This is a genomic window from Kitasatospora sp. NPDC058478, from assembly GCF_042720345.1.
GTDB lineage: Bacteria > Actinomycetota > Actinomycetes > Streptomycetales > Streptomycetaceae > Kitasatospora.
Genome location: NZ_JBHXML010000062.1, coordinates 17,377 through 40,966, shown reverse-complemented (window position 1 = coordinate 40,966; position 23,590 = coordinate 17,377). Strand labels below are relative to the sequence as shown.

The following is a 23,590-nucleotide window of genomic DNA, read 5'->3' as shown; positions in this document are numbered from 1 at the left end:
GAGGGAACTGTCCGACAGCCAACGTCTGCTGTGCCCCCGGCTGCGAATCACTTTCTTCACTTATGACTGTACGAGGGGCCGTGCGTTGGTTTCGGCGTCGATTCCGTACAAGGTCAGGTCCGTTTAGATGTCAGGCCTGCACAGAAGCGGTGGTGTCGAAGCCGGAGCGCTGGGTGTCCGTTCGAATACCGGGGGCTGTCGGTCAGGTGATGGCCCGATGATCTGAACATGAAGAAAAGTGCAGGTCAGGGCCCTCGTTCAGTAATGTAGGGCGGCCCTCTTGCGCCTTGCTCAAGCCCCGCTCAAGTCCGGTCGGGCACCGGTGCGGATCCGTGCTAGAGGGCGCCGAGTCGTAGGGAAGCGCCAAAAACACCACAGCCCACCCGGTGCCGTCCGGGTGGGCTGTCCGGGGGATCCCCCCAGTGGCTCCGATCAGCTCTTTCGGCCGTCCTCGGGCTCGTCCTCGCCCCGCAGCTCCTGCTCGCGGCGGCGCAAATCGGCCTCCCACCGCTTCAGCATGTCCTCGTGATCGTTGTCGCTCCTCTTCAACGAAGCGAGGAATTCGGGGTCGTCGTCCGGTGCGAGCGGGCGGCCCTCGCGCCGGACCGGCTGCCCCGGACGACCGTCGGTGTCGTCGGGAGCCCCGGTCCGCAGGAGGCCGCGCTGCTTGCCGGCCACCAGCCAGGCGATCGGGCCCACCGGCGGGAACAGCAGCACGATGAGCACCCACACCGGCTTGGGCAGGTGCTTCACCTGGTCCTCGGGCGTGGTCAGGCAGTCGATGAACGCCCACACCCAGAGCGCGAGCGGAAGGACGATGGTCAGAAGAATTCTCAGCACGGCGGCGATCTCCCTGCGGGGCGGTCGGGGCGGGTGCCTTCCCGGGGCCCTTGACGGAGCCAGGCTATCCGGTGGCGGATACTGACAGACATGGCATACGACGATCTCCGCTCGTTCCTGCGGGCACTCGACCGTGAGGGCGACCTCAAGCGCATCAAGGCAGAGGTGGACCCGCACCTGGAGATCGGCGAGATCGTCGACCGGGTCCAGAAGGCCAAGGGCCCCGCACTGCTCTTCGAGAACGTCAAGGGCTCGTCGATGCCGCTCGCGATGAACGTCTTCGGCACCGAGCGGCGCCTCGCCAAGGCGCTCGGCCTCAAGGGCCCGGACGACATCGCGGAGAAGATCGCCGGCCTGCTCAAGCCCGAGCTGCCGCAGGGCTTCACCGGCTTCCGGGACGCCTTCGGCAAGCTCGCCTCGATGGCGCACGTGCCGCCCCGGCACGTGAAGTCCGGTGACGCGCCGGTCCAGGAGGTCGTGCTCACCGGCGACGACGTCAACCTGGACGAGCTGCCCGCCCTGTTCACCTGGCCGATGGACGGCGGCTCCTTCTTCAACCTGGGCCTCACCCACACCAAGGACCCGGACAGCGGCATCCGCAACCTCGGGCTCTACCGGCTCCAGCGGCACGACCGCCGCACCATCGGCATGCACTGGCAGATCCACAAGGACAGCCGCAACCACTACGCGGTGGCCGCGAAGCGCGGCGAGCGGCTGCCGGTCGCGATCGCCTTCGGCTGCCCGCCCGCCGTGACCTACGCGGCCACCGCGCCGCTGCCCGGCGACATCGACGAGTACCTGTTCGCCGGCTTCGTCGCCGGGGAGCGGGTGAAGATGGTCGACTGCAAGACCGTCCCGCTCCAGGTCCCGGCCGACGCCGAGGTGGTGCTGGAGGGCTGGTTGGAGCCCGGCGAGATGCTCCCCGAGGGCCCGTTCGGCGACCACACCGGCTTCTACACCCCGCAGGAGCCGTTCCCGGCGCTGAAGATCGACTGCGTGACGATGCGCCGCCGCCCGATCCTCCAGTCCATCGTGGTCGGCCGCCCGCCGACCGAGGACGGCCCGCTGGGCAAGTTCACCGAGCGGTTCTTCCTGCCGCTGCTGAAGATCATCATCCCGGACATCGTCGACTACGACCTGCCCGAGGCCGGCGGCTTCCACAACTGCGTGATCGTCTCGATCGACAAGAAGTACCCCAAGCACGCCCAGAAGACGATGCACGCCATCTGGGGCGCCCACATGATGTCGCTGACCAAGCTGATCATCGTGGTGGACTCCGACTGCGACGTGCACGACTACCAGGAGGTCGCCTGGCGGGCCTTCGGCAACGTCGACTACAGCCGCGACCTCACCGTCGTCGAGGGCCCGGTCGACCACCTCGACCACGCCTCCTACCAGCAATTCTGGGGCGGCAAGGCCGGCATCGACGCGACCCGCAAGCTCCCCGAGGAGGGGTACACCCGCGACGGCGGGTGGCCCGAGATGGTCGAGTCGGACCCGGCCACGGCCGCCCTGGTGTCCCGCCGCTGGAAGGAGTACGGGCTGTGAGCACGGCTGCCGTCGAAACCCCGGGGCGCACGAAGGCCTTCCTGCGCCTGGTGATGATCGAGCACTCGGTCTTCGCCCTGCCCTTCGCCTACACCGCCGCACTGACGGCCATGTTCCTCGCCGACGAGCGGGTGCACTGGGGCGAGCTGTTCATCGTCACCGTCTGCATGGTCGGCCTGCGCACCTTCGCCATGGCCGCCAACCGGATCATCGACCGCGAGATCGACGCCCGGAACCCGCGCACGGCCTCGCGCGAACTCGTCACGGGCGCGGTGTCGCTGAAGACGGCGTACGCCGGCTCGGCCGTGGCGCTGATCGTCTTCCTCGGCGCGGCGGCGATGCTCAACCCGCTCTGCCTGGCGCTCGCGCCGGTCGCCGTCGTGCCGATGGTGGTCTACCCGTACGGCAAGCGCTTCACCGACTTCCCGCAGGCCATCCTGGGCCTCGCCCAGGCCATGGGCCCGGTCGGCGCCTGGCTCGCGGTGACCGGCACCTGGTCGTGGGACGCCCTCGTACTGGGCGTCGCGGTCGGCGTGTGGATCGGCGGCTTCGACCTCATCTACGCCTGCCAGGACGTCGAGTCCGACCGGCACGGCAAGGTGCGGTCGGTACCGGCCCGCTTCGGCATCCCGGCGGCCATCTGGGGCGCACGGGTGTGCCACGTCGTCACGACGTTCCTGCTGGGGTGGTTCGCGCTCCTGACCCACGCCGGTGCGGCGTTCTGGGTCGGCCTGGTCGTCGTCGCGGGGGCGTTCGTCTACGAGCACACCATCGTCAAGCCGAACGACCTCTCCAAGCTGAACCGGGCGTTCTTCCAGACCAACGGCTTCGTGGGCATCTCGCTGTTCGTCTTCGCCCTGCTGGACCTGATCATCCGGGGCCTGGGGATCTGAGCGGCCCGGCCGCCGGCCGGGCACGCCCTAACGGAACAGGGACGCGTGATCCGTGGCCCAGGTGCGGAAGTTGCGGGGTGGGTGGCCGGTGAGGTCCTGGACCGTTGTGGTGGCCGGGTTCGGGGTGGTGATGCGGGCGTGGATGAAGTCCAGTGCGCTGTCGACGGCCGCTCCGGGCCGGCCGGTGGCGGACATGCGGCGGCGGGCCGCCTCGCGGGGGATCTCCTGCCACTTCACCGGGCGGCCGGCGGCCTCGCCGATGATGTCCACCTGTTCCGCCTGGGTGGGGCACTCCGGGCCGGTGAGCAGATAGTGCGCGCCGTCGTGGCCGTCCTCGGTGAGGGCGCGGACGGCGACCGCCGCGATGTCCCGCTCGTCCACCGGGTTCAGTCCGGCCGCGCCGCCGTAGCCCTGCACGGAGCCCCCGGAGCGGATCTCCTGCGCCCACTGGAGTGCGGCGGTGAACCCGTGCGCCCGCAGCACCGTGTGCCGGACCCCGCTCCCGGCGAGCAGCGCCTCCACCTCGCCCTCGGCCCGGACGGCCGTCGAGGAGAGGAGCACCACCCGCCCGACCTCCCGGGCCAGCACCCCCACCGCGTCCGCCGCCTCGTCCGCCGTGGGGAACGGCCACCTCAGCAGTACCGCGCCCGCCCCCTGGACCGCCGCCTCCAGCGATGCCGGGTCGAGCAGGGCCCGCCGCGTCAGCGTCCGCACCCGTACCCCGGCGGCGGCGAGCTGCAGTCCGACGTGTTGCTCGACCGCTCCGGGGACGCCGACCGCCAGCACGGATGACGTGTCGTCAACTCGCTTCTCTGTCATGCCTCGAACGTAGGCGAGAAGTATGAGACGCCCCATGCGTGCGGGTCTCCGGTTCATGCGCCATCGTCTACCAGGCGCGCGCCAACTCGCGTGCGCCCCCGAGTGCTTCGCGCGCTGATTGATCGTCAATCCGGTTAACACGAGCTGCTACCGGCGTGTTACGTTCCGTGGCGCAAGCAGAAAAGAGAAGACCCCAGCGGTGCTACCAACACCCCGGGGTCTGGCACCAGGAGCAAACCCTCCCCATGCAGATTCATCGTAGCGCGCACTCGCGCTTTTTCTCCGTCCTTCCGAACGGACTCCTCCAGGACCGTCGCCTCAGCTACACCGCCCGAGGACTCCTCGTGGACCTCCTCTCCCGTCCGGACGGCTGGCGTGAGGACGGCAGGGGCATGGCCGACAGCAGCCCGCAGGGGCGTGGCACGATCCGCCGGACGCTCAACGAGCTGAAGGACGCCGGGTATTACCGGGTCGAGAAGGTCCGGATGCCCGACGGCACGATCCGGACCGAGGTGCACGTGTACGACACTCCTCAGCGCCCGGGGCCGCCGAGTGACCCACCCCCGGCCCCCGGTGAGCCTGATACCGGCCCCTCTGGCGCCCCTCCCGTAAAGAACCCGGAAGAAGTACCCACCCTCCCGGCCGCGTTGACCGAGACCGATCCACACGTCCGGGAGGCGGTGGCCATACTCCACCGGGTGATCCGCCGGGAGCCCCGCCTGCGCCTCGGCGAGGCCGAGGCCGTCGCCCTCGCACCCCTCGTCGACGAATGGCTGGCGAGGGGCCACACGGACGCCGACCTCGCCCACGCCCTGCTCCCCGACCTGCCGCGGCCCCTGCACTCGCCGGTCGGCCTGCTCCGCAACCGCTTGCAGCGCAAGCTCCCACCGCCGCGTGAACCCGCCGTCGCCGCACCTGCCCGCTCCGAATGCGCGGAGTGCCGCGATCCGGTGCCCCGCCCCGGCATCTGCCGCTCCTGTGCCGGCCTCGTCCCCCGGCGAGTCGCCCCGGACCCGGCCACCGCCCGTACCGGCGCCGCCCGAGCCCGCGGCGTTCTCCTCGCCGCCCGCGGACTCGCCCTGGCCCCTGTCACCTGATCGGGTGCCGGCTGCGCACAGGAAGTCGGCGAGTCCGACTTCCTGTGCGCTCGGCCCGGGGTGGCTACTCCGAACGGCTGGAGATGAAGGCCTCGTACTGGGCGGCCGTGAGCAGCTGCTTCAGCTCGTCAGGCTTGGCGACGGTGAGTTCGATGATCCAGCCGTCGCCGTACGGGTCCGTGTTGATCAGCTCGGGTTCGTCGTTCAGGCCCTCGTTCACCGCGGTGACCGTTCCGGTGAGCGGCATGAAGATCTCGCTCACCGCCTTGACGGACTCCACCGTGCCGAACGCTTCGCCGGATTCGAGCTGCTTCCCCATGGTGGGGATGTCGGCGAAGACGACGTCACCGAGCTGCTTCTGCGCGAAGTCGGTGATGCCCACACGGGCCTTGTCCTTGCCGGTGGTCCGCACCCACTCGTGGTCCTTGGTGTACTTGAGGTCTTTCGGGACGTTGGCCATGGGGATCTCCGCGAGGTCGAGGCGACTGCACTGACGGATCGTCAGTCATGCGGAGGAGCCTGCTACAGGTCCCCGCCCCTCGCCGCGAAGCGCACCCGGTCGGGTGAAGGCGGGTGTCAGTTGTGCAGGAAGGACTCCAGCGAGGTGGCCAGCGCCACCGGCGTCTCGTACATCGGGTAGTGGCCGCTGCCGTCGAGCTCCTCCAGTTCGGCGTTGGGGTAGTGGGCGAGCCAGGTGCCGCGCATCACGTCGGCGGTCAGGGCGAGGTCGTGTGCGCCCACGATCACTTTGACGGGGACGGGGTTCCCGTTGATGCGGCGTTCCAGGTCGGCCGTCGCCCAGTCCCGCACGTACCCGCCGAAGGCCTCGGGCGTGGAGAGCCGGAGCGACTGGTCGACCATGCGGTCCAGCCAGACCCGGCCCGCCCGCTGCCCGGTGACCAGGTCGAGGATCGCGTACCGCTTCTCGCGGTCCTCGGCGGCGCCGTAGAACAGCGCCTCGCCGTCGGCGTCCAGCGGGTAGGCCCCGGCGGGGACGGGTGCCAGGCCGACGAGCTTGCGCACCCGCAGCGGTGCCTCGGCCAGCACCTGCTGCGCGGCCTTGCCGCCCATCGAGTGGCCGATCAGCGAGAAGCGGTCCCAGCCGAGTTGGTCGGCCAGGGCGAGCGCGTCGGCGGCGATCTCGGCGAGCGTGTAGGAGCCGGTGACGTCCTTGCGTTCTCCGTAGCCCCGGTAGTCGAGGAACGCGTAGCTGAAGGCCCTGCCGTCGAGGTAGTCGAGGAAGGGGCCCCAGCCCGCGCTGGTGCCGAACCAGTCGTGCAGGACCAGGACGTGGTGGTCGCCGGTGCCGGTCGAGCGGTGAGGGATCGTCATGTCCTCGGTCCTTCCCCGGAAGCCTCCCGCCCGAACGGCCGGTCGCCGGCCCGTGCGGCCGGCGGCTACGCCATGGGCCGTCGGGCGAAGTCCGGGGCGTGCTCGGGGCGGGGGCCGAAGGCGATCAGGCGGGAGATGCCCAGCCGGACCGCCGGGACGTGGCGGACGAGCGCGGCGAATCCCATCGGCGGGCCGGACCGCCGGCCGGTGAGCGCCGGGACGAACATCACGCCGTGCAGGATCCGCTGCAGCCGTTGGATGACCACCGTCGGCATCTGGCGCCGCCGTTGCACCCGGGCGAGCGCGGCGGTGGTCGGGCGGCCGCGCAGCAGCGGCTCGGCGAGCAGGGTGGCGGCCGCGACGGCGTCCTGGATGGCGAGGTTGATGCCCACCCCGCCGGCCGGGGACATCGCGTGGGCGGCGTCGCCGATCAGCAGCAGCCCGTCGGTGTACCAGCGGTCCAGCCGGTTGAGCCGGGCGTCGAGCATGTGGACGTCGTCCATGCCCGCCAACTGGTCGACGCGGTCGGCGTACTGGGGCAGCAGCCGGGCGATCCGCTCGCGGAAGCGCTCCACGCCTTCGGCGCGCAGCTGCGGGTCGGAGCCCTTCGGCTTGAAGTAGGCGATCTGGAAGTAGCTGTCGCGGGCGATGCTGAGGGCCAGCTCGCCGTCACCGAAGCCGGCGACGAGGCTGGGCGGCGCGGCCTGCTCCTCCGCGTGCCGGGGCAGGCGGAACCACCAGACGTCGAAGGGCACCGGGTACTCCTCGGCCACCAGCCCGGCCGCCTTGCGCAGGGTGGAGTGCCGGCCGTCGGTGCCGACGGTGAGGTCGGCGCGGAGCTCGCCATGCTCGCCGTCCCGGGTGCGGTAGCGCACGCCGGCCACCCGGCCGCCCTCCCGGATCAGCCCGGTGGCCTCGGTGTTCATCCGCAGGGTGAAGGTGGGCTCCTGCCGGGCTTCCTCGACGAGGAAGTTGAGCAGGTCCCACTGCGGCATCATCGCGATGTAGTTGTACGGCGCGGGCAGCCGGTCGTAGGCGCTCAGCGGGACTTGGCCGACGCCGGGCACCGGCACCACCAGGTTGCCGAGCCGGCTCTGCGGCAGCGCGGCGAACTTCCGGCCGAGGCCGAGTTCGTCCATCAGCCGCACGGTGGAGGCGTGGACGGTGTCGCCGCGGAAGTCCCGCAGGAAGTCCCCGTGCTTCTCCAGCACGGTCACCTCGACACCCGCCCGGGCCAGCAGCAGGCCCAACATCATTCCGGCCGGTCCGCCCCCGGAGATCACGACGCTCATGGCTCTCTCCCTTGCTGTGCTCGGTTGATCACCTTCCGTGTGGAACTTGCATTTACAGAGTCTCTGGAACTGTCTCAGGTGTCAAGTAGTATGCTGCTCCACATGAAGGATCTGGTGGCGGCCGCCCTCACGGCGGCGAAGGACCGGGGCCAGGACGTCGCGGACGTCCCGCTGACGGCGATCGCCGCGACGGCCGGCATCTCCCGCAGCACCCTGCTGCGCAGGCTCGGCGGCTGCCGGGCACCGCTGGACGAGGCGGTCCGGCAGGCGGGCGTCGACCCGGGCGGACGGCCGCCGGTACGGGAGCGCGCGATCGCGGCGGCGGCCGGGCTGGTGGCCGAACGCGGCCTGGGCGGGGTCACCCTGGACGCCGTGGCGGACCGCGCCGAGTGCTCGCTGCCCAGCCTGCACACCGTCTTCGAGGGCCGGGACGGCCTGCTCACCGCCGTCTTCCTCCAGTACGGCCCGCTGCCGGACCTGGAAGCGCTCGCCGCGAACCCGCCGGAACGCCTGGAGGACACCGTCCGGGCGCTCCACCGCGCCTTCGCCGCGGCCTTCGACCGCCAGCCCCGGGTCATGCCGGCGGTCTTCGCCGACCTGTTCGCCCGACCGGACGGCCCCGCCTCCCGGATGATGGCGGCCCACCTGCCGCGACTGTTCGACGGCCTCGGCCGGCTGCTGCTGCCGTACATCGAGGCCGGACGGCTGCGTCCGCTGCCGCTCCCGGTGCTGGTCCAACTGCTGTTCGGCCCGCTGATCAACCACATCCTGCTGCGGCCGGTCCTCGAACCGGCGCTCGGCGCCGGACTGCCCTCGCTGGAGGAGTCCATCGACCTCTTCGCCGAGGCCTACCTGCGGGCGGTCGCCCTGCCGTAGCGGGGCCGGGAGACCGCCTGATCCGTTCCTGGGGCGTGTCTGCCGGAAAACGTCGAGCTCTCCCGGAAAACACCGAGCTCTCCCGGGAAACGCCGAGCCCCGGCCCGCCGGGCGAAGCCGGGGAGCCGGGGCTCGGACGGGGGCGGTCAGGCGCTGCGGCGGCGGCGCGCGACGAAGAGCGCGCCGATGCCGCTGACGAGCAGGGCGGCGGCGCCCGCCGCGGTCTTGATGACGCCGTCCGACCCGGTGTGGGCGAGCTCGCCGCCCGCCAGCTGGGTGGTGGTGCCGGTGGTGCCCGTGGTGCCGGTGGTGTCGGTCTCGTCGGCGGTGCCGGTGGTGTAGGTGGTCCGGATGACGGGGCCGGTGCCGGCGCCGGAGGTGTCGACGGTCGCGGCGGTGAGCTGGATCGCGGTGCCCTGCGGGCCCGCGATGGCGGCGTGGGCGGTGCCCTCGTTGATGTGGGCGAACGGGCTGACGGCGGTCTGGCCGACCTGGGCCTCGGCGGTGTAGGCGAGGCGGACGTGCTTGGTGATGGTCGCGCCTGCCGCGAGGGCGTCGTCGCTGATGAGGTAGCGGGCGGGGCCGCCGGACTGGGGGCCCGGGGTGCCGGGCACGGTCTCCCAGGCGCCGTCGGCCTTCTGCATCTCCAGGACGCTGTGCGGGTCGATCCACAGGATGGTGGCGAGCTTGCCGAACCGGGAGGTGCTGGGGTTGTTGACGGTGACGTCGAACTCGACCGGGGCGCCGCCGACGACGGCGGTGGCCGGCGCGTTCTTGAGCTCGACGGCCAGCGACTTCACCGTGACGTCCTTGGCGGCCTCGGCGAGCACGGTGTCCTCGGCCGCCGGGTCGACGACGGCGGAGTAGAGCTTGGTCGGCTGGTTGTAGCCGCCCGCGTCGTTGTTGCCCACGGCGGCGAGCCGCAGCTGGAAGGTCTTGGTGGCGCCGGCGGGGACGGTCAGGCCGGTGACCTTGCCGCTGAAGTTGAAGGTCCTGTCGCTCTGCTTGAAGGTCAGCTCGACCGGCTTCCAGGTGCCGTCGGCGTCGCGGTACTCGATGGCGAACGCGTCGTGCACCCGGGCGTGCACGTTGCTCACGTTGAGCTTCAGGGTGAACGGGGCCTCGGCGGTGCCCGGGTTGGTGACGGTCTCGGAGAACTCGACGGGCTCGCCGCCGAACCCGATCGAGGACGGCTCCTGGATGGTCAGCGCAGGCTTGGCGGTGACCGGGGCTGCGGTGACGTCGATCGCGACGAACTGGGGGCCGACGATCGCCTGCATGGCCCCGGCGCCCTGGTCGAGCATCGCCCACGGGTGGATGTAGGCCGTGCCGAGCGGGGCGTCGGCGGTGAACGCGAAGCGGACGTGCCGGGTGTCGCTGCTGCCGGCGGCGATGGTCCTGTCGTCGGTGAGGTGGTACGTGACCCGGTCGGAGCCCGGCTGGCTGCTGGTGGTGCCGGTGATGTTCTCCCAGGTGCCGTCGGCCTTCCGCACCTGGAGCGTGCTGTGCTTGTCCGCCTCCACGACCTTGTCGACGGTGGTGTAGCGGGAGGCGCTGGGGTTGTTCACGGTGACGTCGAACTCGACCGGGGCGCCGCCGGCGACGGCGGTGGTCGGCGCGTCCTTGACCTGCACGGTGATGGCCTTGGCCGCGACCTGGTCGGTGCTCTCGGCGAGGACGGTGGTGCCAGTCGCGTCGAGGACGGCGGAGCTGAGCGTGACGGTCGAGTCCTGGTTGGACCAGTAGGCGGCGAGCTCGGTGGTGAGGCGCAGCTGGACGGTCCTGGTGGCACCGGCGGCGACGGTCAGGCCGGGGACGGTGTCGGCGACGGGCTTCCAGGTGCCGTCCGCGTCGCGGTAGTCGACCTTGATGGCGTATGCCGAGACGGAGTTCGTGCCGCTCGTGCCGATCCTCAGCGTGAACGAGGCCTCGGTGGTGCCGGGGTTCGTGATGGTCTCGGTGAACTCGACCGGTTGTCCGCCGCGGCCGACCGTCGCCGGCGCGTTGACCTTCAGCGACGGCTTGTCGGCCGTGGCCTCGGCGGCCGACGCGGCGGGGGCGGTGGCGGCCGCCGGTGCCTCGGCGGCGTACGCGGCCGGGGAGGACAGCACCGCGCCGGTGGCCAGCAGCACGCCGAGGGTGGCGGCGGTGAGGACGGTGGAGCGGGAGCGACGGGCGCGGACAGCAGGCATGGAAATACCCCCCAGGGTGTTCTGCCGTCGGTATTTCAGCCGTCGGCCGGTACGTGTGCTTGGAGTCGGACCCGAAGTTCGAGGGCGTCGCCCCCAGCGCCTCTCGCGGTCCGGGTTCGGCGGGTTTCCCCGCCTCTCACTGGCATAGACGTGTGGCGGCCGCCGGGGTTGCAGGTGATCCAAAAGTTTTTTCGAAAACCTCTGAGACCGCCCTGACCTGCGGTTCCGCTCTCCAGGTGCTCGCCGGGCTCAGTGCAGCGCGAGCTCGTCGCCCACGCTCAGCCGCCCGGGGGCGGCGACCTCGGCGAGGGCGTCGAGCCGGCCGTCGTGGGCGTGCACGATCGCCTTGAGGATCTCGGGGGCGTGCGGCAGCCCCGGCTGCGGGGCGCCGGTCATCGCGCAGCGCTCGCTGGAGCGGACGAAGGCGAGGCGGGCGCCGGTGCCGCCGTGCCCCTCCCGGCCGAACCAGCCGTCCTCGACGAAGGGCGGGGTGCCCGGGGGCGTCCGCAGCAGGATGTTGGGGCGGAACCGGCGCTCGTCGACCACCGTGAAGGGGGCGGCCTCGCGGACCCAGTCCAGGGTGGCGGTGGTGAGCACGCTGACCGGCAGCTGGTCGAAGTGGGAGGCGGCGTCCTCGCGGGCGAGTTCGACGTCCTCGCGCTGGAGGTAGGCGCGCAGGAAGGCGCCCGGGTCGGCGACCGGGCGGCCGAGCGGGTCGAACAGTTCGGGGCCGTCGATCCGGTGGCCGAGGCGGGCGGAGAGGCGGAGCAGGCCGTCCATCCGGCGGAAGCGGCGGGTGTTCTTGCCCGAGCCGAGCTTGCCGTCCGCGTCGCGGACGGCGTAGAGGCGGTCGCCGGCCAGGCCGCGCTCGTCCACCTCGACGGAGTCGAGCCGCTCGCCGCCGGTGGATTTCACGGGGTAGCGCCAGAGTCGCTCGATCACTCCGATGATCTCTGCCATGGGCGGACAGCGTAGCGGCGGCGCCGGGGGATGGTCTAGACCAAGTCCCGTGCGGCGACTGGCCGGAACGCCCCGGGGCGGGTCTTCGAACTCCCTAGCCCAGCCGTGCCACCGCCCGGACCGGCGCACCGTCCGCCGCCGCCAGCCGCAGCGGGAACAGCGACACCTCGACCGGCCGCCCGGCCTCCTGGGCGTCCAGCAGCGCCCGCAGATCGGTCAGGTTCTCGGCGATCACCCCGCCGCCGGGCGCCCCCAGCAGCACCCGGTGCGCGGCGAGGGTCGGCTCGTCGGCGCCGGGCTGGTCGTGCTCGTCGGTGAGGTCCGCGAGCAGCGCGGCGACCGCCGGGTCGCCCGGGCCCGGGTCGGGGGTGGGGTCGACGCTCAGCGCGTCCACCCCGACGGTCCGCACCCCGGCGGCGACGATCGCCTCGGCGGCGGCCGCGGTCAGGCTGGGGTGCGCGAGGTAGGCGTCGGTGCCCCAGTGCCGGGCCCAGCCGGTGGCGAGCAGCAGGACGGACCCCTCGCCGACGCGCGCCAGGGCGGGCGCGAGCAGCTCGGGGGTGACGGCGGCCCGGGGCTCCAGTCCGCGCAGGTCGGCGAGCACCGCGGGGCCGGTGAACCGCTCCAGCGGCAGCCCGTCCAGGGTCGGCCAGGTGACGTCCACGTGGTAGGGCGCGTCCACGTGCGTCCCGGACTGCGAGCCGAGGTGCAGGGCCAGCACGTTCACCCCGGCGGTGGCGGTGGTGAGCGCGGGCTCCAACAGGACGGCCGGATCGCCGGGGTAGACCGGCATCGCGGTGGTCACCTGATGGGTGAGGTCGACGAGGGTCGCTGCCATGCCCCCATCCTTCCAGGGGAGCCCGCGGATGAGGCCCGACCGGGTGAGTCCGGATAGAAATGGGACATGGGAACAGTCAAGCGTCAGCCGTGGGTGGTCGGGGTCTCTGGTGCGTCGGGGACGCCGTACGCCGCCTCGGTGATCCGGGCGCTGCTCGCCGCCGGGGAGCCGGTGGACCTGATCGTCAGCCGAGCCGCCCGGCTCACCATCCTCGACGAGACCGGCATCTCCTTCCGGGACGCCCACTGGCGCGCCGACCTGGCCGCCTGGCTGGGCTCCGACGAGGGCCTGGACGACGTCCGCTACTGGCCCGCCGGGGACTTCGCGGCCGGCCCGTCCAGCGGCTCGTACCCGGCCAAGGGCATGCTGGTGGTGCCCGCGACCACCGGCGCGGTGGCCGGGATCGCGCTCGGCCTGAGCAAGGACCTGCTGCAGCGGGTGGCCAGCGTCACCCTCAAGGAGCGCCGCCCGCTGGTCGTGTGCGTGCGCGAGGCGCCACTCAACGGGGTGACGTTGAAGCACCTGGTGGAGCTCGACGCACAGGGCGCCGTCGTCCTCCCCGCCTCTCCCGGGTTCTACGCCGGCGGCTCGACCGTGCGGGAACTCGTCGACTTCGTGGCCGGCCGGGTGCTGGACGCGGTCGGCGTCCCGCATTCCCTGTACCTGCGCTGGGAAGGGGAGTTGGGGGCGGCGGCCCGCCGGGCCGACGAGAACGGCAGCGTGTCGGCTGAGGGGGAGTGAGGAGGCCGGGGGCGGGAGAGTATCTTCTCTGCGATATCCGGGTTGTTCCGCGCATGGCGCCTTGGAATCCGGATAATGATCTGTGGGTCTGGTGAGGTTCGGAAGGACGCGGACGGTATATGGACACGGTGGACAGACAGCTCATCCAGGCGCTCCGGGAGAACGGCCGCGCGTCCTACGCCGAGCTGGGCCGGCTGGTCGGGCTCTCCGGCCCGAGCGTCACGGACCGGATCAACCGGCTGGAGCAGGCCGGTGTCATCACCGGCTACCGCGCGACGGTCAATCCGGCCTCGCTCGGCTTCGGCGTCACGGCCCTGATCGGCCTTCAGCTGACCGACGCCGCCGATCACGAGGACGTCGCGCACCGGCTCAAGGACCTCAACGAGGTCGAGGACTGCTGGTTCATCGCGGGTGACGACTCCTACATGCTCAAGGTCAGGGTGGCCGACGTGGCTGGCCTGGAGTCGGTGGTCAAGCGGATCTCGGGCACGAAAGGCGTGGCCCGCACCCGCACCACCGTCGTACTCTCCACGAAGTGGGAGAACCGGGTGAGCGAACTCCCTCCCGAAGGAGAGTGACGGATGGCACTGGTCGGTCTGGAGGAGCTGCGCGCCGCTCGGCAGCGGATCGCGGGGGTGGCCGTGCGCACCCCGCTGGTTCCCGCCCCGTGGGCGGACGAGGGGGAGCGCCGGCTCTGGCTGAAGCCCGAGAACCTCCAGCCGACCGGGGCCTTCAAGACCCGTGGTGCGTACAACCGGCTGGCCGCGCTCACCGAGGGCGAGCGGGCCCGCGGCGTGGTCGCCCAGTCGAGCGGCAACCACGCGCAGGCGGTGGCGTACGCGGCGGCGCTGCTCGGCATCAAGGCCGTGATCGTGATGCCGGACACCTCGCCGGCGGTGAAGGTGGAGTCCACCCGGGGGTTCGGCGCCGAGGTGGTCCTGGTGTCGCCGGAGGAGCGGGACACCCTGCCCGCCGAACTGGCCGAGCGGCACGGCTACGTCTGGGTGCCGCCGTACGACGACCCGTTCATCATCGCGGGCCAGGGCACGGTCGGCCTGGAGATCGCCGAGGACGCCCCGGCCGGGCTGGACACCGTCCTGGTGCCGGTCAGCGGCGGCGGCCTGATCTCCGGGACGGCGGCCGCGCTCAAGCTCACCCGCCCGGGCATCCGGGTGATCGGCGTGGAACCGGAGCTGGCCGCCGACGCGCAGGCCAGCTTCCGGGCCGGCCGCCGGCTGGCCTGGCCGGTCGCCGACACCTACCGGACCATCGCGGACGGCCTGCGCACCCCGTCGGTCGGCGAGCTGCCCTTCGAGCACCTGACCGCGTACGTGGACGACATCGTCACCGTCACCGAGGACGAGATCCGCGCCACCGTCGCCCTGCTGGCCCGCCGCGGCCGGCTGGTCGCCGAGCCCTCCGGCGCGGTCGCCCCGGCGGCCTACTTCCACCGCGCCGCCGAGACCGGGGGCCGGACGGTCGCGGCCGTGGTCAGTGGTGGCAACATCGACCCCGCACTGCTCGCTGAGCTGCTGTCGGACCGTCCCGAGCCGAAGGGCGCGCCGGTGCCGAAAGTGACGAGCGACTAGCGACGGAGGAGCGCCGGAGCGAGGAGCGTCGGCACCGGGTCGGAGCGGCCCGGAGGCGAGCGGACGAGTGACGTACGCTCGGTCCGGCAAGGAATCGAAGTCGGAGGAGGCGGGGCACCGCATGGACGCAGGGCTGAAGCGCGAGCTGGAGGCGAAGGTCTACGCGGGTGAGCGGCTGACCCGCGAGGACGGGATCGCGCTCTACGAGAGCGACGACCTGGCCTGGCTGGGCGGTCTGGCCCACCACGTGCGGACGCGGAAGAACGGCGACGTCGTCCACTTCAACGTCAACCGCCACCTCAACATGACCAACGTGTGCAGCGCGTCCTGCGCGTACTGCTCGTTCCAGCGCAAGCCGGGCGAGAAGGACGCCTACACGATGCGCATCGAGGAGGCCGTCCGGCTCGCCAAGGCGATGGAGGTCGACTCCCTCACCGAGCTGCACATCGTCAACGGCCTGCACCCGACCCTGCCCTGGCGCTACTACCCGCGCTCGCTGCGGGAGCTGAAGGCGGCCCTGCCGAACGTCTCGCTGAAGGCCTTCACCGCCACCGAGATCCACTGGTTCGAGAAGATCAGCGGCCTGCCCGCCGACGAGATCCTGGACGAGCTGATCGACGCCGGCCTGGAGTCGCTGACCGGCGGCGGCGCGGAGATCTTCGACTGGGAGGTCCGCCAGCACATCGTCGACCACGACACCCACTGGGAGGACTGGTCGCGGATCCACCGCCTCGCCCACAGCAAGGGCCTCAAGACGCCGGCCACCATGCTGTACGGCCACATCGAGGAGCCCCGCCACCGGGTGGACCACGTGCTGCGGCTGCGCGAGCTGCAGGACGAGACCGGCGGCTTCCAGGTCTTCATCCCGCTGCGCTACCAGCACGACTTCCACGACTCCAAGGACGGCGTCGTGCGCAACAAGCTGATGGCCCGCACGGAGATGGCCACCGGCGCCGAGGCGCTGAAGACCTTCGCGGTCTCCCGGCTGCTCTTCGACAACGTCCCGCACGTCAAGGTCTTCTGGGTGATGCACGGCGTCACCACCGCCCAGCTGGCGCTCAGCCACGGCGCGGACGACATGGACGGCTCGGTGGTCGAGTACAAGATCACCCACGACGCGGACAACTTCGGCACCCCGAACAAGCTGGGCCGCGACGACCTGCTCGACCTGATCCGCGACGCCGGCTTCCGCCCGGTCGAGCGCAACACCCGCTACGAGATCATCCGCGAGTACGAGGGCCCGGACCTGGGGCGCCGCGAGGCCCCGCAGGCGATGCGCCTCTGACCGGAGAACTCCCCCGCCGCCCGGGCCCCGGCCCGGGCGGCGGCGTTTCTTCACCGCCCCCGCACCCGCCCCGGGTTTACCAACCGGTACACCGTTTGGCAGGATCGGCGGTATGTCCGGTTCTCATCGCGCCACCACGTACCCGTCGTACGAGCCGATAGCGGAGCCGGTGTACGGGGTGCCGCAGCAGCCGTACGGGGCGGGTGAGCCGTACCAGCAGCCCGTCCGGCAGGACCACTACGGCGAGTACGGGCAGCTCCCGCAGGCCCCTGACGGGTACTTCGAGGCGTACGAGCAGCCGTTCCAGCCGTTCCAGCCATCCCAGCCGTACGCCGTCGGGCCCGACCCGCTCGTCGCCGCCGAGTCGGTGTACGACGCCGAGCCGGTGTACGCGTTCGAGCCGGAGCCCGTCCGGCAGCCCACGCCCCCGCCCGCGGCGGCGCCCGTGGGCCCCCGGGCGGCCGCTCGGGGGCACCGCCGGAAGGCGAAGAAGAAGCGTCACGGCAAGGCGGTGATGGCCGGCACCGCGTTGCTGGTCGCGGCCGCCGCCGGCTGGTACACCGTCGGCCAGGACGACGCCAAGCCCGTCGCCGCGGCCGCCGACGGCCCCGGCCCGGAGGGCGTCAGCACGCCCGACCAGCCGGCTCCCGCCGCCCGGGCCGCCGCCGACCGGCAGACCCAGCCCCCGGCCGCCGACCGCAGCCAGGTCCGTGCGGACGGCTCGGTCGCCGCGATACCCGGCCTCGGCGCCGACTTCGTCGCGAAGATACCCACCGAGACCACCCAGGTGGTGCTCGCCTCCGGCCAGGACAAGAACGGCAACAAGAACACCGTCACCCTCTGGACCCGCACCCCCGAGGGCCGCTGGCTGGCCGGCGAGACCTGGCAGGGCCACAACGGCAACAACGGCTGGACCACCGACCACAACGAGGGCGACCTGCGCAGCCCGATCGGCGTCTTCGCGCTCTCCGACGCGGGCGGCCGCAAGGCCGACCCGGGCAGCAAGCTCCCGTACGACAAGGACCCGAGCTTCGTGGTCTCCGGGACGGGCTTCTTCGGCGACCAGCTGGCCGGCTCCTTCGACTACGTGGTCGCGATCAACTACAACCGGGTGCCCGGAAACTCCCCGCTGGACCCGCGCCGCCCGATGGGGGCGAAGAAGGGCGGCGGGATCTGGATCCACGTCGACCACGACGGCCCCACCCACGGCTGCGTCTCGATCCCCGAGGACAAGATGGCCGAGCTGATCCGCACCCTGGACCCGGCGGCCCACCCGGTGATCGTGATGGGCGACGCCGCCTCGCTGTCCGCCTGACCCCGGCGTTCCGACCCCGGCCTGACCCCGGCCCGACTGCGGCGTTCCGGCGGCGTTCCGGTGGCGTCCGAACGGTGTTCCGGGCGGTGCCGGCCCCGTCATCGGCGGCGGTGCCCGCCCCGTCGTCCGCATCGGCGTCGATCCCGGCGCGCCCGGAGGCCAGTCGCCGCAACGCCCCTTGTCGGGCTCCTACAGATCGCGGGGGCGGATCCTGTAGCCGGGCGCGCCCCGCTGACCAGTGGGTAACCCGGTTCCATGGCACTATGAGCGGTTCGCGCATTGTGGCACTCGGCCACTACCAGCCCCCCAAGGTCCTCTCCAACGACGACCTGGAGGCGCTCGTCGACACCAACGACGAGTGGATCCGTAGCCGGGTGGGCGTCAGAACCCGGCACATCGCCGAGGGCGAGACCCTGGTCGACCTCGCCACCGAGGCCGCGCAGAAGGCGCTCGCCAAGAGCGGCCGGACGGCCGACGAGATCGACCTGATCGTGGTCGCCACCTGCACCGCGATCGAGCGCAGCCCCAACACCGCCGCCGCCGTGGCCGCCCGGCTCGGCGTCCGGGCGCCCGCCGCGTACGACATCAACACGGTCTGCTCCGGCTTCTCGTACGCCCTGGCCACCGCCGACCACGCGATCCGGGCCGGCGCGGCGCGCCGCGCGCTGGTGATCGGCGCCGAGCGGATGTCCGACACGCTGGACTGGACCGACCGCACCACCTGCGTGATCTTCGGCGACGGCGCCGGCGCCGCGGTGGTCGAGGCCCAGGAGGACGGTGCCGAGCCCGGCATCGGCCCGGTGGTCTGGGGCTCCGAGCCGGAGAAGGGCGACGCCGTGGTGATCACCGGCTGGGACCCGGTGATCAGCCAGCAGGGCCAGTCGGTGTTCCGCTGGGCCACCACCCAGCTCGCCCCGCTGGCCCGCCGGGCCTGCGAGCAGGCCGGGATCGACCCGTCGGAGCTGAAGGGCTTCGTGCCGCACCAGGCCAACCTGCGGATCATCGACTCGATCGCCGCCAAGCTGGGCCTCACCGACGCGGTGGTGGCCCGGGACGTGGTCGACTCCGGCAACACCTCGGCCGCCTCGATCCCGCTGGCCTTCTCCAAGCTGGTCGAACGCGGCGAGCTGTCCCCGGGCGACCCGGTCCTGCTCTTCGGCTTCGGCGGCGGGCTCGCCTACGCCGGCCAGGTGGTCCGCTGCCCCTGACGGCGCGGGGCACCTAGGGCCCCTGAGGGGCCGCAACGCGAACATGCCGGTGGGCGGGCACCCTGTGTGAGGGGTGCCCGCCCACCGGCATGTCTGGCGCGCGTGCGGTACGTCGGCGGACCTCCCCCGAGGACACGGCCGCCGTCCGTCGTACCCCGGACAGGAGGCCGGGGCTGCGCGCGGAGCGGATGGTCGGTTGAGCGGATGGTCTACTTGGGCGGCTTCTTGCCGGTGACGCCCAGGTACACCAGGGGAGCGAGGTTGGGCTTGAGGTCCTTGACCTTGACGCCCCAGGCGGTGAAGGCCTTCTGGTGCTCGGCCGCCGAGGCGAGCAGCGAGACCAGGGCCCCGGCGACGGCGTTCGGGTCGAGCGACTTGTCGGCCTGGCCCTTCGCCTGGAGTTCCTTGACGGCCTCCGCGAGCGGCTTGGCGACCGCGTTGAGGACCGTCATGCGGATCTTGAAGAACCGCTTGTCCCCTTCGGCGGCACCGAGCGTGACCACTCGGAGAATGGCGTCGTTCTTGCGCCAGAAGGCGAGGAATCCGTCGACCAGTTCTTCCGAAGTGGTCGGACCGGACTTCCCTGCCCAGGACTTTCCGGCCACCAGCTCTTTGAGGGTGTCGGCGTCCTTGGCCATTTCCTCGGCGATTTCGAGGACAGCGCCCTCGACATCCGGGAAGTACTGGTAGAAGGTCGCGGGGGAGGTACCCGCCATACGGGCGACGTCGATGACCTTGACGTCCCGGTACGGCGACGTGCTGAGCATCTCGCGGAGGCAGTCGAGCAGCTTCTGCCGCGTTTCCTGTCCGCGTCGCCCGGCGACGCGACCGTCGACGGTGCGAACTTGTCCTGTCATGCCGTCAGCTTACCGTGGCACGATCTTGGCGCGATTCGGTGATGCGACTATTACTCCGCACGGGGGGTTGCTATAGGGGCATGAACCACTTCGGACGGATATTCACCGCGCTCCGCAGGCGTCGTTGAAGCCCCCCCGTGTGCCTTTGACCCCACAGCGTGACGGCGAGTCCGCTGAGGGGTGATCGAGTGACAGAGCGTGACGACTGGCGGCGTCGGAAGATCGGCGCCGAAGGGGAGGGTCCGGGCGTCCGGGTGCAAGCCGCGGCCGGAACGGGCGTCAGAATCCGGCCGTTCCGTCATCACCGGCCGGACGGCGGCGCTCCCGGGGCGGCCGTCGGCTCTGGGCGGGGGAGGTTGGAGATGGGCCGGGCGGCATTGGAGAATCGGGTCCGGCACCACGCGGCGGGTGCGGAAAACGGGGAGGTGGCAGCGGAGTGGACCAGCTGACGGCGCACGATCCGAGGCGGATCGGGCCCTTCGAGGTGCTGGGGCGGCTCGGCGCGGGTGGGATGGGGCTGGTCTACCTGGCGCGCTCCGCCTCCGGCCGGCGGGTGGCCATCAAGACCGTCCGGGGGGAACTGGCCGAGGACGAGCTGTTCCGCGTCCGCTTCGCCCGCGAGATCGAGGCGGCCAAGACGGTCGGCGGTTTCTACACCGCGGCCGTGGTGGACGCCGACGCGGACGCCCGGGTGCCCTGGCTGGCCACCGCGTACATCCCGGCCCCCTCGCTGGAGGACCTGGTCGAGGAGTGCGGTCCGCTGCCGGTGGACGCCACCCGCTGGCTGATCGCGGGCATCGCCGAGGCGCTGCAGTCCATCCACGCGGCCGGGCTGATCCACCGGGACCTCAAGCCCTCCAACGTGCTGGTGGTCGAGGACGGCCCGAAGGTGATCGACTTCGGCATCGCCTCCGGCGTCTCCAGCACCCGGCTCACCATGACCAACGTCGCGGTCGGCACCCCCGCCTACATGTCCCCCGAGCAGGCCAAGGACAGCCGTAACGTCCGGGGCGCCAGCGACGTCTTCTCGCTCGGCTCGCTGATGGTGTTCTGCGCGACCGGGCACCCGCCCTTCAGTGGCTCCAACCCGGTCGAGACGGTGTTCCAGCTGCTGCGCGAGGAGCCGGACCTGTCCGGGATGCCGCGCGAGCTGATGGACCTGGTCCGCGCCTGCATGCGGCCCTCGCCCGAGCACCGGCCCACCCCGGCGCAGATCCAGGCCGAACTGGCCCCGCACCTGTTCTCCCGGGACGACGCCGCCGGCGAGGTCGGCGACTGGCTCCCCGTGAACGCGCTGGAGCTGATCGAGCGCAAGCGCGGCCGCCGCCCGAGCGCGCCGCCCCGGGCCGTCCAGCTGCCGGGCGGCGCGCCACCGCCCCCGGCCGGGCCGCCGCAGGCCGGCCCGCTCCAGCCCCACCAGCCGCCGCAGCCGCACCAGCCGGTCCCGGTGCAGCGTCCCGGCCTGGACGACCCGCGCACCCACCTGGGCGGGGGGCACGCGCCGCCGCCGTCCGGGCCGGTGCACACGGGGCGGAGGCCGGGCCCGGTGTCCGACGGCGAGATCCCGACCGCGAAGATCGCCTCCCCCAACAAGCACCGCGCGCCGGGCGGCGGCGGGGCCGTCGAGGTGCGGCTGTCCGGAGCCTCGGTGCGGATAGGCCCCGGGCCGCGGGCCGAGCACGAGCAGCCCGGCCCGGGCACCGCCCCGGCCGAGACCGACTGGGTCCGCCGGATCACCCCGCCGCCGGCGCCGGCCGCCCGCTGGCGCCCCTGGCGGTTCCGGATGTCCAACGACGTCTGGGGCACCCCGGTGGTCGCCGACGGCACGCTCTTCGTCTCCAGCTTCGAGGTGCACGCGCTGGACATCGCCTCCGGCGAGCGGCGCTACAAGACCCGGGACGTCGCCTGGGCGCTCGCGGTGGACGCCGGCCGGGTGCACGCGGCCGACGGCCCGCACCTGTACACCGTGGACGTCGCGGACGGCACCGAGCGCTGGCGCACCTCACTGGACGGCTGGGTCTACTCGCTCTCCGCCGCCGACGGGGTGCTGTGCTGCGGCGTCCGCGGCGGCGGCGTCCAGCTGCGCTCGGCCGCCAACGGCGCCGAGCTGTGGCGGGCCGACGACGCCCAGCAGGACTACGAGAACCCGCAGTCCGGACCGGTCCTGGTGGCCGGCGCGGCCTACTACTACGGGGCCGGGCGGCTGCGCTGCATCGACCCGCACGGCGCCGGCCTGCGCTGGTCCTTCCCGGTCGGCGAGGACGTGCCCTCGCACCCGGTCGAGCGCGGCGGCGTGCTGTACGTGACGGCCGGCTCCCGGGTGTACGCGCTGGACGCGGCCAGCGGGGTCGAGCGCTGGCGCTTCGAGGCCCCGGTGGTGCTGTTCACCCCGCCCGCGCTGGACGCCGACGCGGTCTACGTGGCCGACTACCTCGGGACGGTGTACGCGCTGGACGCGGCCACCGGCCGGGACCGCTGGCGCGGGGTCACCGGCAACCGCCAGGGCGCCGAGCCGGTGGTGGTCGGGGACGGCATGGTGCTGGTCGGCAGCGGCGGGGTGCTGTACGCCTTCGAGGCGGCGAGCGGCCGGGAGCGCTGGCGCTACACGGCGCGCGGCGAGATCGTCGGCTCCCCGGCGGTGGCCGACGGCCTGGTGCACCTGGGCAGCCGGGACCACTCGCTGCACACCCTGGACCTGGCGAGCGGTCAGCTGCGCTGGGAGCTCGGCACCAAGGGCGAGCTGACCGGCTCGCCGGTCGCGGTCGGCGGCCGGGTCTTCGTCGGCTCCAAGGACCGCTGCGTGTACGCGCTGGACGCCTTCTACGGCACGGCCGTCCCGGCGCGCTGAACCGGCGCGGCGGCGGGGCGGGCGCCCCGCCGCCGTCGGACGCGTCCGATCAGGCCTTGCGGGCCCCGGGGTGGCGGCTGCACCAGCCGTCCCACGCGGAGGCCACCATCTCCGCCACGTCGTGGCGGGCGCCCCAGCCCAGCTCGCGGCGGATCAGGTCGGCCGAGGCCACCACCCGCGCGGGGTCGCCGGCGCGGCGCGGGGTCACCTCGGGGGTGGTGTCGTAACCGGTGACCTTGCCGATCACCTCCAGCATCTCCTTGACGCTGACGCCCTCGCCGCGGCCGATGTTGAGCACCAGCGAGGTCTCGCCGGCCGGGTCGGCGGCCAGCCGCTTGGCGGCCGCGACGTGGGCCGAGGCGATGTCGGAGACGTGGATGAAGTCGCGGACGCAGCTGCCGTCCTGGGTGGGGTAGTCGTCGCCGAAGACCCGCGGGGCCTCGCCGGCGGTGAGCCGCTCGAAGACCATCGGGATCAGGTTGAAGACCCCGGTGTCGGACAGCTCGGGGGAGGCGGCACCGGCCACGTTGAAGTAGCGCAGCGCCACGGTGGAGATGCCGTGGGCCTTCCCGGCCGCGGCGACCAGCCACTCGCCGGCCAGCTTGGTCTCGCCGTACGGGCTCATCGGGGCGCACGGGGTCGACTCGGTGACCAGGTCGACGTCCGGCATGCCGTAGACGGCGGCGGAGGAGGAGAAGAGGAAGCGCTTGACCCCGCCCTCGGCGGCGGCCTCCAGGACGGTCTGCAGGCCGATCATGTTCTCCCGGTAGTAGAAGAACGGCTGCTCGACGGACTCGCCGACCTGCTTCTTGGCGGCGAAGTGCAGGATGCCCTCGATCGCGTGCTCGCGGATGGCGGCGTCCAGGGCGGCCCGGTCCAGGGTGGAGCCCTCGACCAGGGCGACGCCCTCCGGCAGGCGGGAGGCGTCGCCGGTGCTGAGGTCGTCCAGGACGGCGACGCGCTCACCGGCGTCGAGCAGCTGGCGGACGACGTGCCCGCCGATGTATCCGGCACCGCCGGTGATCAACCAAGTCATGGGCCGATTCTAGGGTGTTCGGGT

Annotated in this window: 21 protein-coding genes; 11 read left to right on the top strand and 10 right to left on the bottom strand. The window is 72.3% G+C overall.

The features are described 5' to 3' along the window. Positions 1–432: 432 nt before the first annotated feature. On the bottom strand, positions 433–840 hold the full coding sequence (locus tag ACFWPT_RS29850) for a PLD nuclease N-terminal domain-containing protein (RefSeq protein WP_380485535.1): 408 nt from the start codon (positions 838–840) through the stop codon (positions 433–435). Positions 841–930: 90 nt separating this feature from the next. Here ACFWPT_RS29850 and ACFWPT_RS29845 point away from each other — a divergent pair, with 90 nt between their 5' ends. Then, a complete protein-coding gene (locus tag ACFWPT_RS29845) occupies positions 931–2,388 on the top strand; it encodes a menaquinone biosynthesis decarboxylase (RefSeq protein WP_380485533.1) in 1,458 nt (485 codons plus the stop codon). Then, positions 2,385–3,281, top strand: coding sequence for a menaquinone biosynthesis prenyltransferase MqnP (mqnP, locus tag ACFWPT_RS29840; protein ID WP_380485531.1), 897 nt, complete (start codon positions 2,385–2,387; stop codon positions 3,279–3,281). The genes ACFWPT_RS29845 and mqnP overlap by 4 nt, the downstream gene beginning before the upstream one ends. A 27-nt stretch (positions 3,282–3,308) precedes the next feature. Here the strand turns inward: mqnP and ACFWPT_RS29835 are convergent, their stop codons facing one another. Next, complete coding sequence (locus tag ACFWPT_RS29835) at positions 3,309–4,100, bottom strand: hypothetical protein (RefSeq protein ID WP_380485529.1); 792 nt, start codon at positions 4,098–4,100, stop codon at positions 3,309–3,311. Between the two features lie 245 nt (positions 4,101–4,345). Here ACFWPT_RS29835 and ACFWPT_RS29830 point away from each other — a divergent pair, with 245 nt between their 5' ends. Then, positions 4,346–5,197, top strand: a complete 852-nt coding sequence (locus ACFWPT_RS29830; RefSeq protein ID WP_380485527.1) for a hypothetical protein — start codon at positions 4,346–4,348, stop codon at positions 5,195–5,197. A 64-nt stretch (positions 5,198–5,261) separates the two neighbouring features. Here ACFWPT_RS29830 and gcvH read toward each other — a convergent pair whose 3' ends face one another. From gcvH to ACFWPT_RS29815, 3 genes are all read right to left on the bottom strand, one after another. Continuing rightward, positions 5,262–5,657 (bottom strand): glycine cleavage system protein GcvH, encoded by a 396-nt coding sequence (gene gcvH / locus ACFWPT_RS29825; protein WP_063348884.1) that lies wholly within the window; start codon positions 5,655–5,657, stop codon positions 5,262–5,264. A 116-nt stretch (positions 5,658–5,773) separates the two neighbouring features. After that, positions 5,774–6,529 (bottom strand): alpha/beta fold hydrolase, encoded by a 756-nt coding sequence (locus ACFWPT_RS29820; protein WP_380338149.1) that lies wholly within the window; start codon positions 6,527–6,529, stop codon positions 5,774–5,776. Positions 6,530–6,594: 65 nt separating this feature from the next. Then, a complete protein-coding gene (locus ACFWPT_RS29815; RefSeq protein ID WP_380485525.1) occupies positions 6,595–7,821 on the bottom strand; it encodes an FAD-dependent oxidoreductase in 1,227 nt (408 codons plus the stop codon). Between the two features lie 102 nt (positions 7,822–7,923). On the opposite strand from ACFWPT_RS29815, the gene ACFWPT_RS29810 reads away from it, so the two are divergent. Beyond that, a complete protein-coding gene (locus ACFWPT_RS29810) occupies positions 7,924–8,697 on the top strand; it encodes a TetR/AcrR family transcriptional regulator (protein ID WP_063351314.1) in 774 nt (257 codons plus the stop codon). Positions 8,698–8,843: 146 nt separating this feature from the next. On the opposite strand, the gene ACFWPT_RS29805 is transcribed toward ACFWPT_RS29810, so the two are convergent. The 3 genes from ACFWPT_RS29805 to ACFWPT_RS29795 form a co-directional block, all read right to left on the bottom strand. Next, complete coding sequence (locus ACFWPT_RS29805; RefSeq protein ID WP_380485522.1) at positions 8,844–10,889, bottom strand: hypothetical protein; 2,046 nt, start codon at positions 10,887–10,889, stop codon at positions 8,844–8,846. Positions 10,890–11,138: 249 nt separating this feature from the next. After that, complete coding sequence (locus tag ACFWPT_RS29800) at positions 11,139–11,849, bottom strand: MOSC domain-containing protein (protein ID WP_380375457.1); 711 nt, start codon at positions 11,847–11,849, stop codon at positions 11,139–11,141. Positions 11,850–11,943: 94 nt separating this feature from the next. After that, entirely contained in the window at positions 11,944–12,687 is a 744-nt protein-coding gene (locus ACFWPT_RS29795; RefSeq protein ID WP_063348889.1) for a cyclase family protein, read from the bottom strand. A gap of 66 nt (positions 12,688–12,753) precedes the next feature. On the opposite strand from ACFWPT_RS29795, the gene ACFWPT_RS29790 reads away from it, so the two are divergent. The 6 genes from ACFWPT_RS29790 to ACFWPT_RS29765 all read left to right on the top strand — a co-directional run bounded on the left by ACFWPT_RS29790 (position 12,754) and on the right by ACFWPT_RS29765 (position 18,825). After that, positions 12,754–13,428 (top strand): UbiX family flavin prenyltransferase, encoded by a 675-nt coding sequence (locus ACFWPT_RS29790; protein ID WP_363374948.1) that lies wholly within the window; start codon positions 12,754–12,756, stop codon positions 13,426–13,428. 119 nt (positions 13,429–13,547) lie between these two features. Then, positions 13,548–14,006, top strand: a complete 459-nt coding sequence (locus ACFWPT_RS29785; RefSeq protein WP_063348891.1) for an Lrp/AsnC family transcriptional regulator — start codon at positions 13,548–13,550, stop codon at positions 14,004–14,006. Positions 14,007–14,009: 3 nt separating this feature from the next. After that, complete coding sequence (locus ACFWPT_RS29780) at positions 14,010–15,017, top strand: threonine/serine dehydratase (protein WP_380375455.1); 1,008 nt, start codon at positions 14,010–14,012, stop codon at positions 15,015–15,017. A gap of 121 nt (positions 15,018–15,138) precedes the next feature. Then, positions 15,139–16,302 (top strand): aminofutalosine synthase MqnE, encoded by a 1,164-nt coding sequence (gene mqnE, locus ACFWPT_RS29775; protein WP_063348893.1) that lies wholly within the window; start codon positions 15,139–15,141, stop codon positions 16,300–16,302. Positions 16,303–16,414: 112 nt separating this feature from the next. After that, a complete protein-coding gene (locus tag ACFWPT_RS29770; RefSeq protein WP_380485519.1) occupies positions 16,415–17,617 on the top strand; it encodes a L,D-transpeptidase family protein in 1,203 nt (400 codons plus the stop codon). 263 nt (positions 17,618–17,880) lie between these two features. Next, positions 17,881–18,825, top strand: a complete 945-nt coding sequence (locus ACFWPT_RS29765) for a beta-ketoacyl-ACP synthase III (RefSeq protein WP_063348894.1) — start codon at positions 17,881–17,883, stop codon at positions 18,823–18,825. A 209-nt stretch (positions 18,826–19,034) separates the two neighbouring features. Here the strand turns inward: ACFWPT_RS29765 and ACFWPT_RS29760 are convergent, their stop codons facing one another. Further along, the gene (locus tag ACFWPT_RS29760) at positions 19,035–19,682 is read right to left on the bottom strand and encodes a TetR family transcriptional regulator (protein WP_063348895.1); all 648 of its coding nucleotides are present in this window, start codon (positions 19,680–19,682) and stop codon (positions 19,035–19,037) included. Between the two features lie 436 nt (positions 19,683–20,118). Here ACFWPT_RS29760 and ACFWPT_RS29755 point away from each other — a divergent pair, with 436 nt between their 5' ends. Beyond that, positions 20,119–22,530, top strand: a complete 2,412-nt coding sequence (locus ACFWPT_RS29755) for a PQQ-binding-like beta-propeller repeat protein (protein WP_380485517.1) — start codon at positions 20,119–20,121, stop codon at positions 22,528–22,530. A gap of 49 nt (positions 22,531–22,579) precedes the next feature. Here the strand turns inward: ACFWPT_RS29755 and galE are convergent, their stop codons facing one another. Then, entirely contained in the window at positions 22,580–23,566 is a 987-nt protein-coding gene (gene galE, locus ACFWPT_RS29750) for a UDP-glucose 4-epimerase GalE (RefSeq protein WP_063348897.1), read from the bottom strand. Positions 23,567–23,590: the final 24 nt, after the last annotated feature.

What these genes read in the sequence shown, in the direction of transcription:
- ACFWPT_RS29845 (WP_380485533.1), top strand. Translation starts at nt 931, where the DNA reads ATGGCATACGACGATCTCCGCTCGTTCCTGCGGGCACTCGACCGTGAG.
- ACFWPT_RS29835 (WP_380485529.1), bottom strand. Translation starts at nt 4,100, where the DNA reads ATGACAGAGAAGCGAGTTGACGACACGTCATCCGTGCTGGCGGTCGGC.
- ACFWPT_RS29830 (WP_380485527.1), top strand. Translation starts at nt 4,346, where the DNA reads ATGCAGATTCATCGTAGCGCGCACTCGCGCTTTTTCTCCGTCCTTCCG.
- gcvH (WP_063348884.1), bottom strand. Translation starts at nt 5,657, where the DNA reads ATGGCCAACGTCCCGAAAGACCTCAAGTACACCAAGGACCACGAGTGG.
- ACFWPT_RS29820 (WP_380338149.1), bottom strand. Translation starts at nt 6,529, where the DNA reads ATGACGATCCCTCACCGCTCGACCGGCACCGGCGACCACCACGTCCTG.
- ACFWPT_RS29815 (WP_380485525.1), bottom strand. Translation starts at nt 7,821, where the DNA reads ATGAGCGTCGTGATCTCCGGGGGCGGACCGGCCGGAATGATGTTGGGC.
- ACFWPT_RS29810 (WP_063351314.1), top strand. Translation starts at nt 7,924, where the DNA reads ATGAAGGATCTGGTGGCGGCCGCCCTCACGGCGGCGAAGGACCGGGGC.
- ACFWPT_RS29805 (WP_380485522.1), bottom strand. Translation starts at nt 10,889, where the DNA reads ATGCCTGCTGTCCGCGCCCGTCGCTCCCGCTCCACCGTCCTCACCGCC.
- ACFWPT_RS29800 (WP_380375457.1), bottom strand. Translation starts at nt 11,849, where the DNA reads ATGGCAGAGATCATCGGAGTGATCGAGCGACTCTGGCGCTACCCCGTG.
- ACFWPT_RS29795 (WP_063348889.1), bottom strand. Translation starts at nt 12,687, where the DNA reads ATGGCAGCGACCCTCGTCGACCTCACCCATCAGGTGACCACCGCGATG.
- ACFWPT_RS29790 (WP_363374948.1), top strand. Translation starts at nt 12,754, where the DNA reads ATGGGAACAGTCAAGCGTCAGCCGTGGGTGGTCGGGGTCTCTGGTGCG.
- ACFWPT_RS29785 (WP_063348891.1), top strand. Translation starts at nt 13,548, where the DNA reads ATGGACACGGTGGACAGACAGCTCATCCAGGCGCTCCGGGAGAACGGC.
- ACFWPT_RS29780 (WP_380375455.1), top strand. Translation starts at nt 14,010, where the DNA reads ATGGCACTGGTCGGTCTGGAGGAGCTGCGCGCCGCTCGGCAGCGGATC.
- mqnE (WP_063348893.1), top strand. Translation starts at nt 15,139, where the DNA reads ATGGACGCAGGGCTGAAGCGCGAGCTGGAGGCGAAGGTCTACGCGGGT.
- ACFWPT_RS29770 (WP_380485519.1), top strand. Translation starts at nt 16,415, where the DNA reads ATGTCCGGTTCTCATCGCGCCACCACGTACCCGTCGTACGAGCCGATA.
- ACFWPT_RS29765 (WP_063348894.1), top strand. Translation starts at nt 17,881, where the DNA reads ATGAGCGGTTCGCGCATTGTGGCACTCGGCCACTACCAGCCCCCCAAG.
- ACFWPT_RS29760 (WP_063348895.1), bottom strand. Translation starts at nt 19,682, where the DNA reads ATGACAGGACAAGTTCGCACCGTCGACGGTCGCGTCGCCGGGCGACGC.
- galE (WP_063348897.1), bottom strand. Translation starts at nt 23,566, where the DNA reads ATGACTTGGTTGATCACCGGCGGTGCCGGATACATCGGCGGGCACGTC.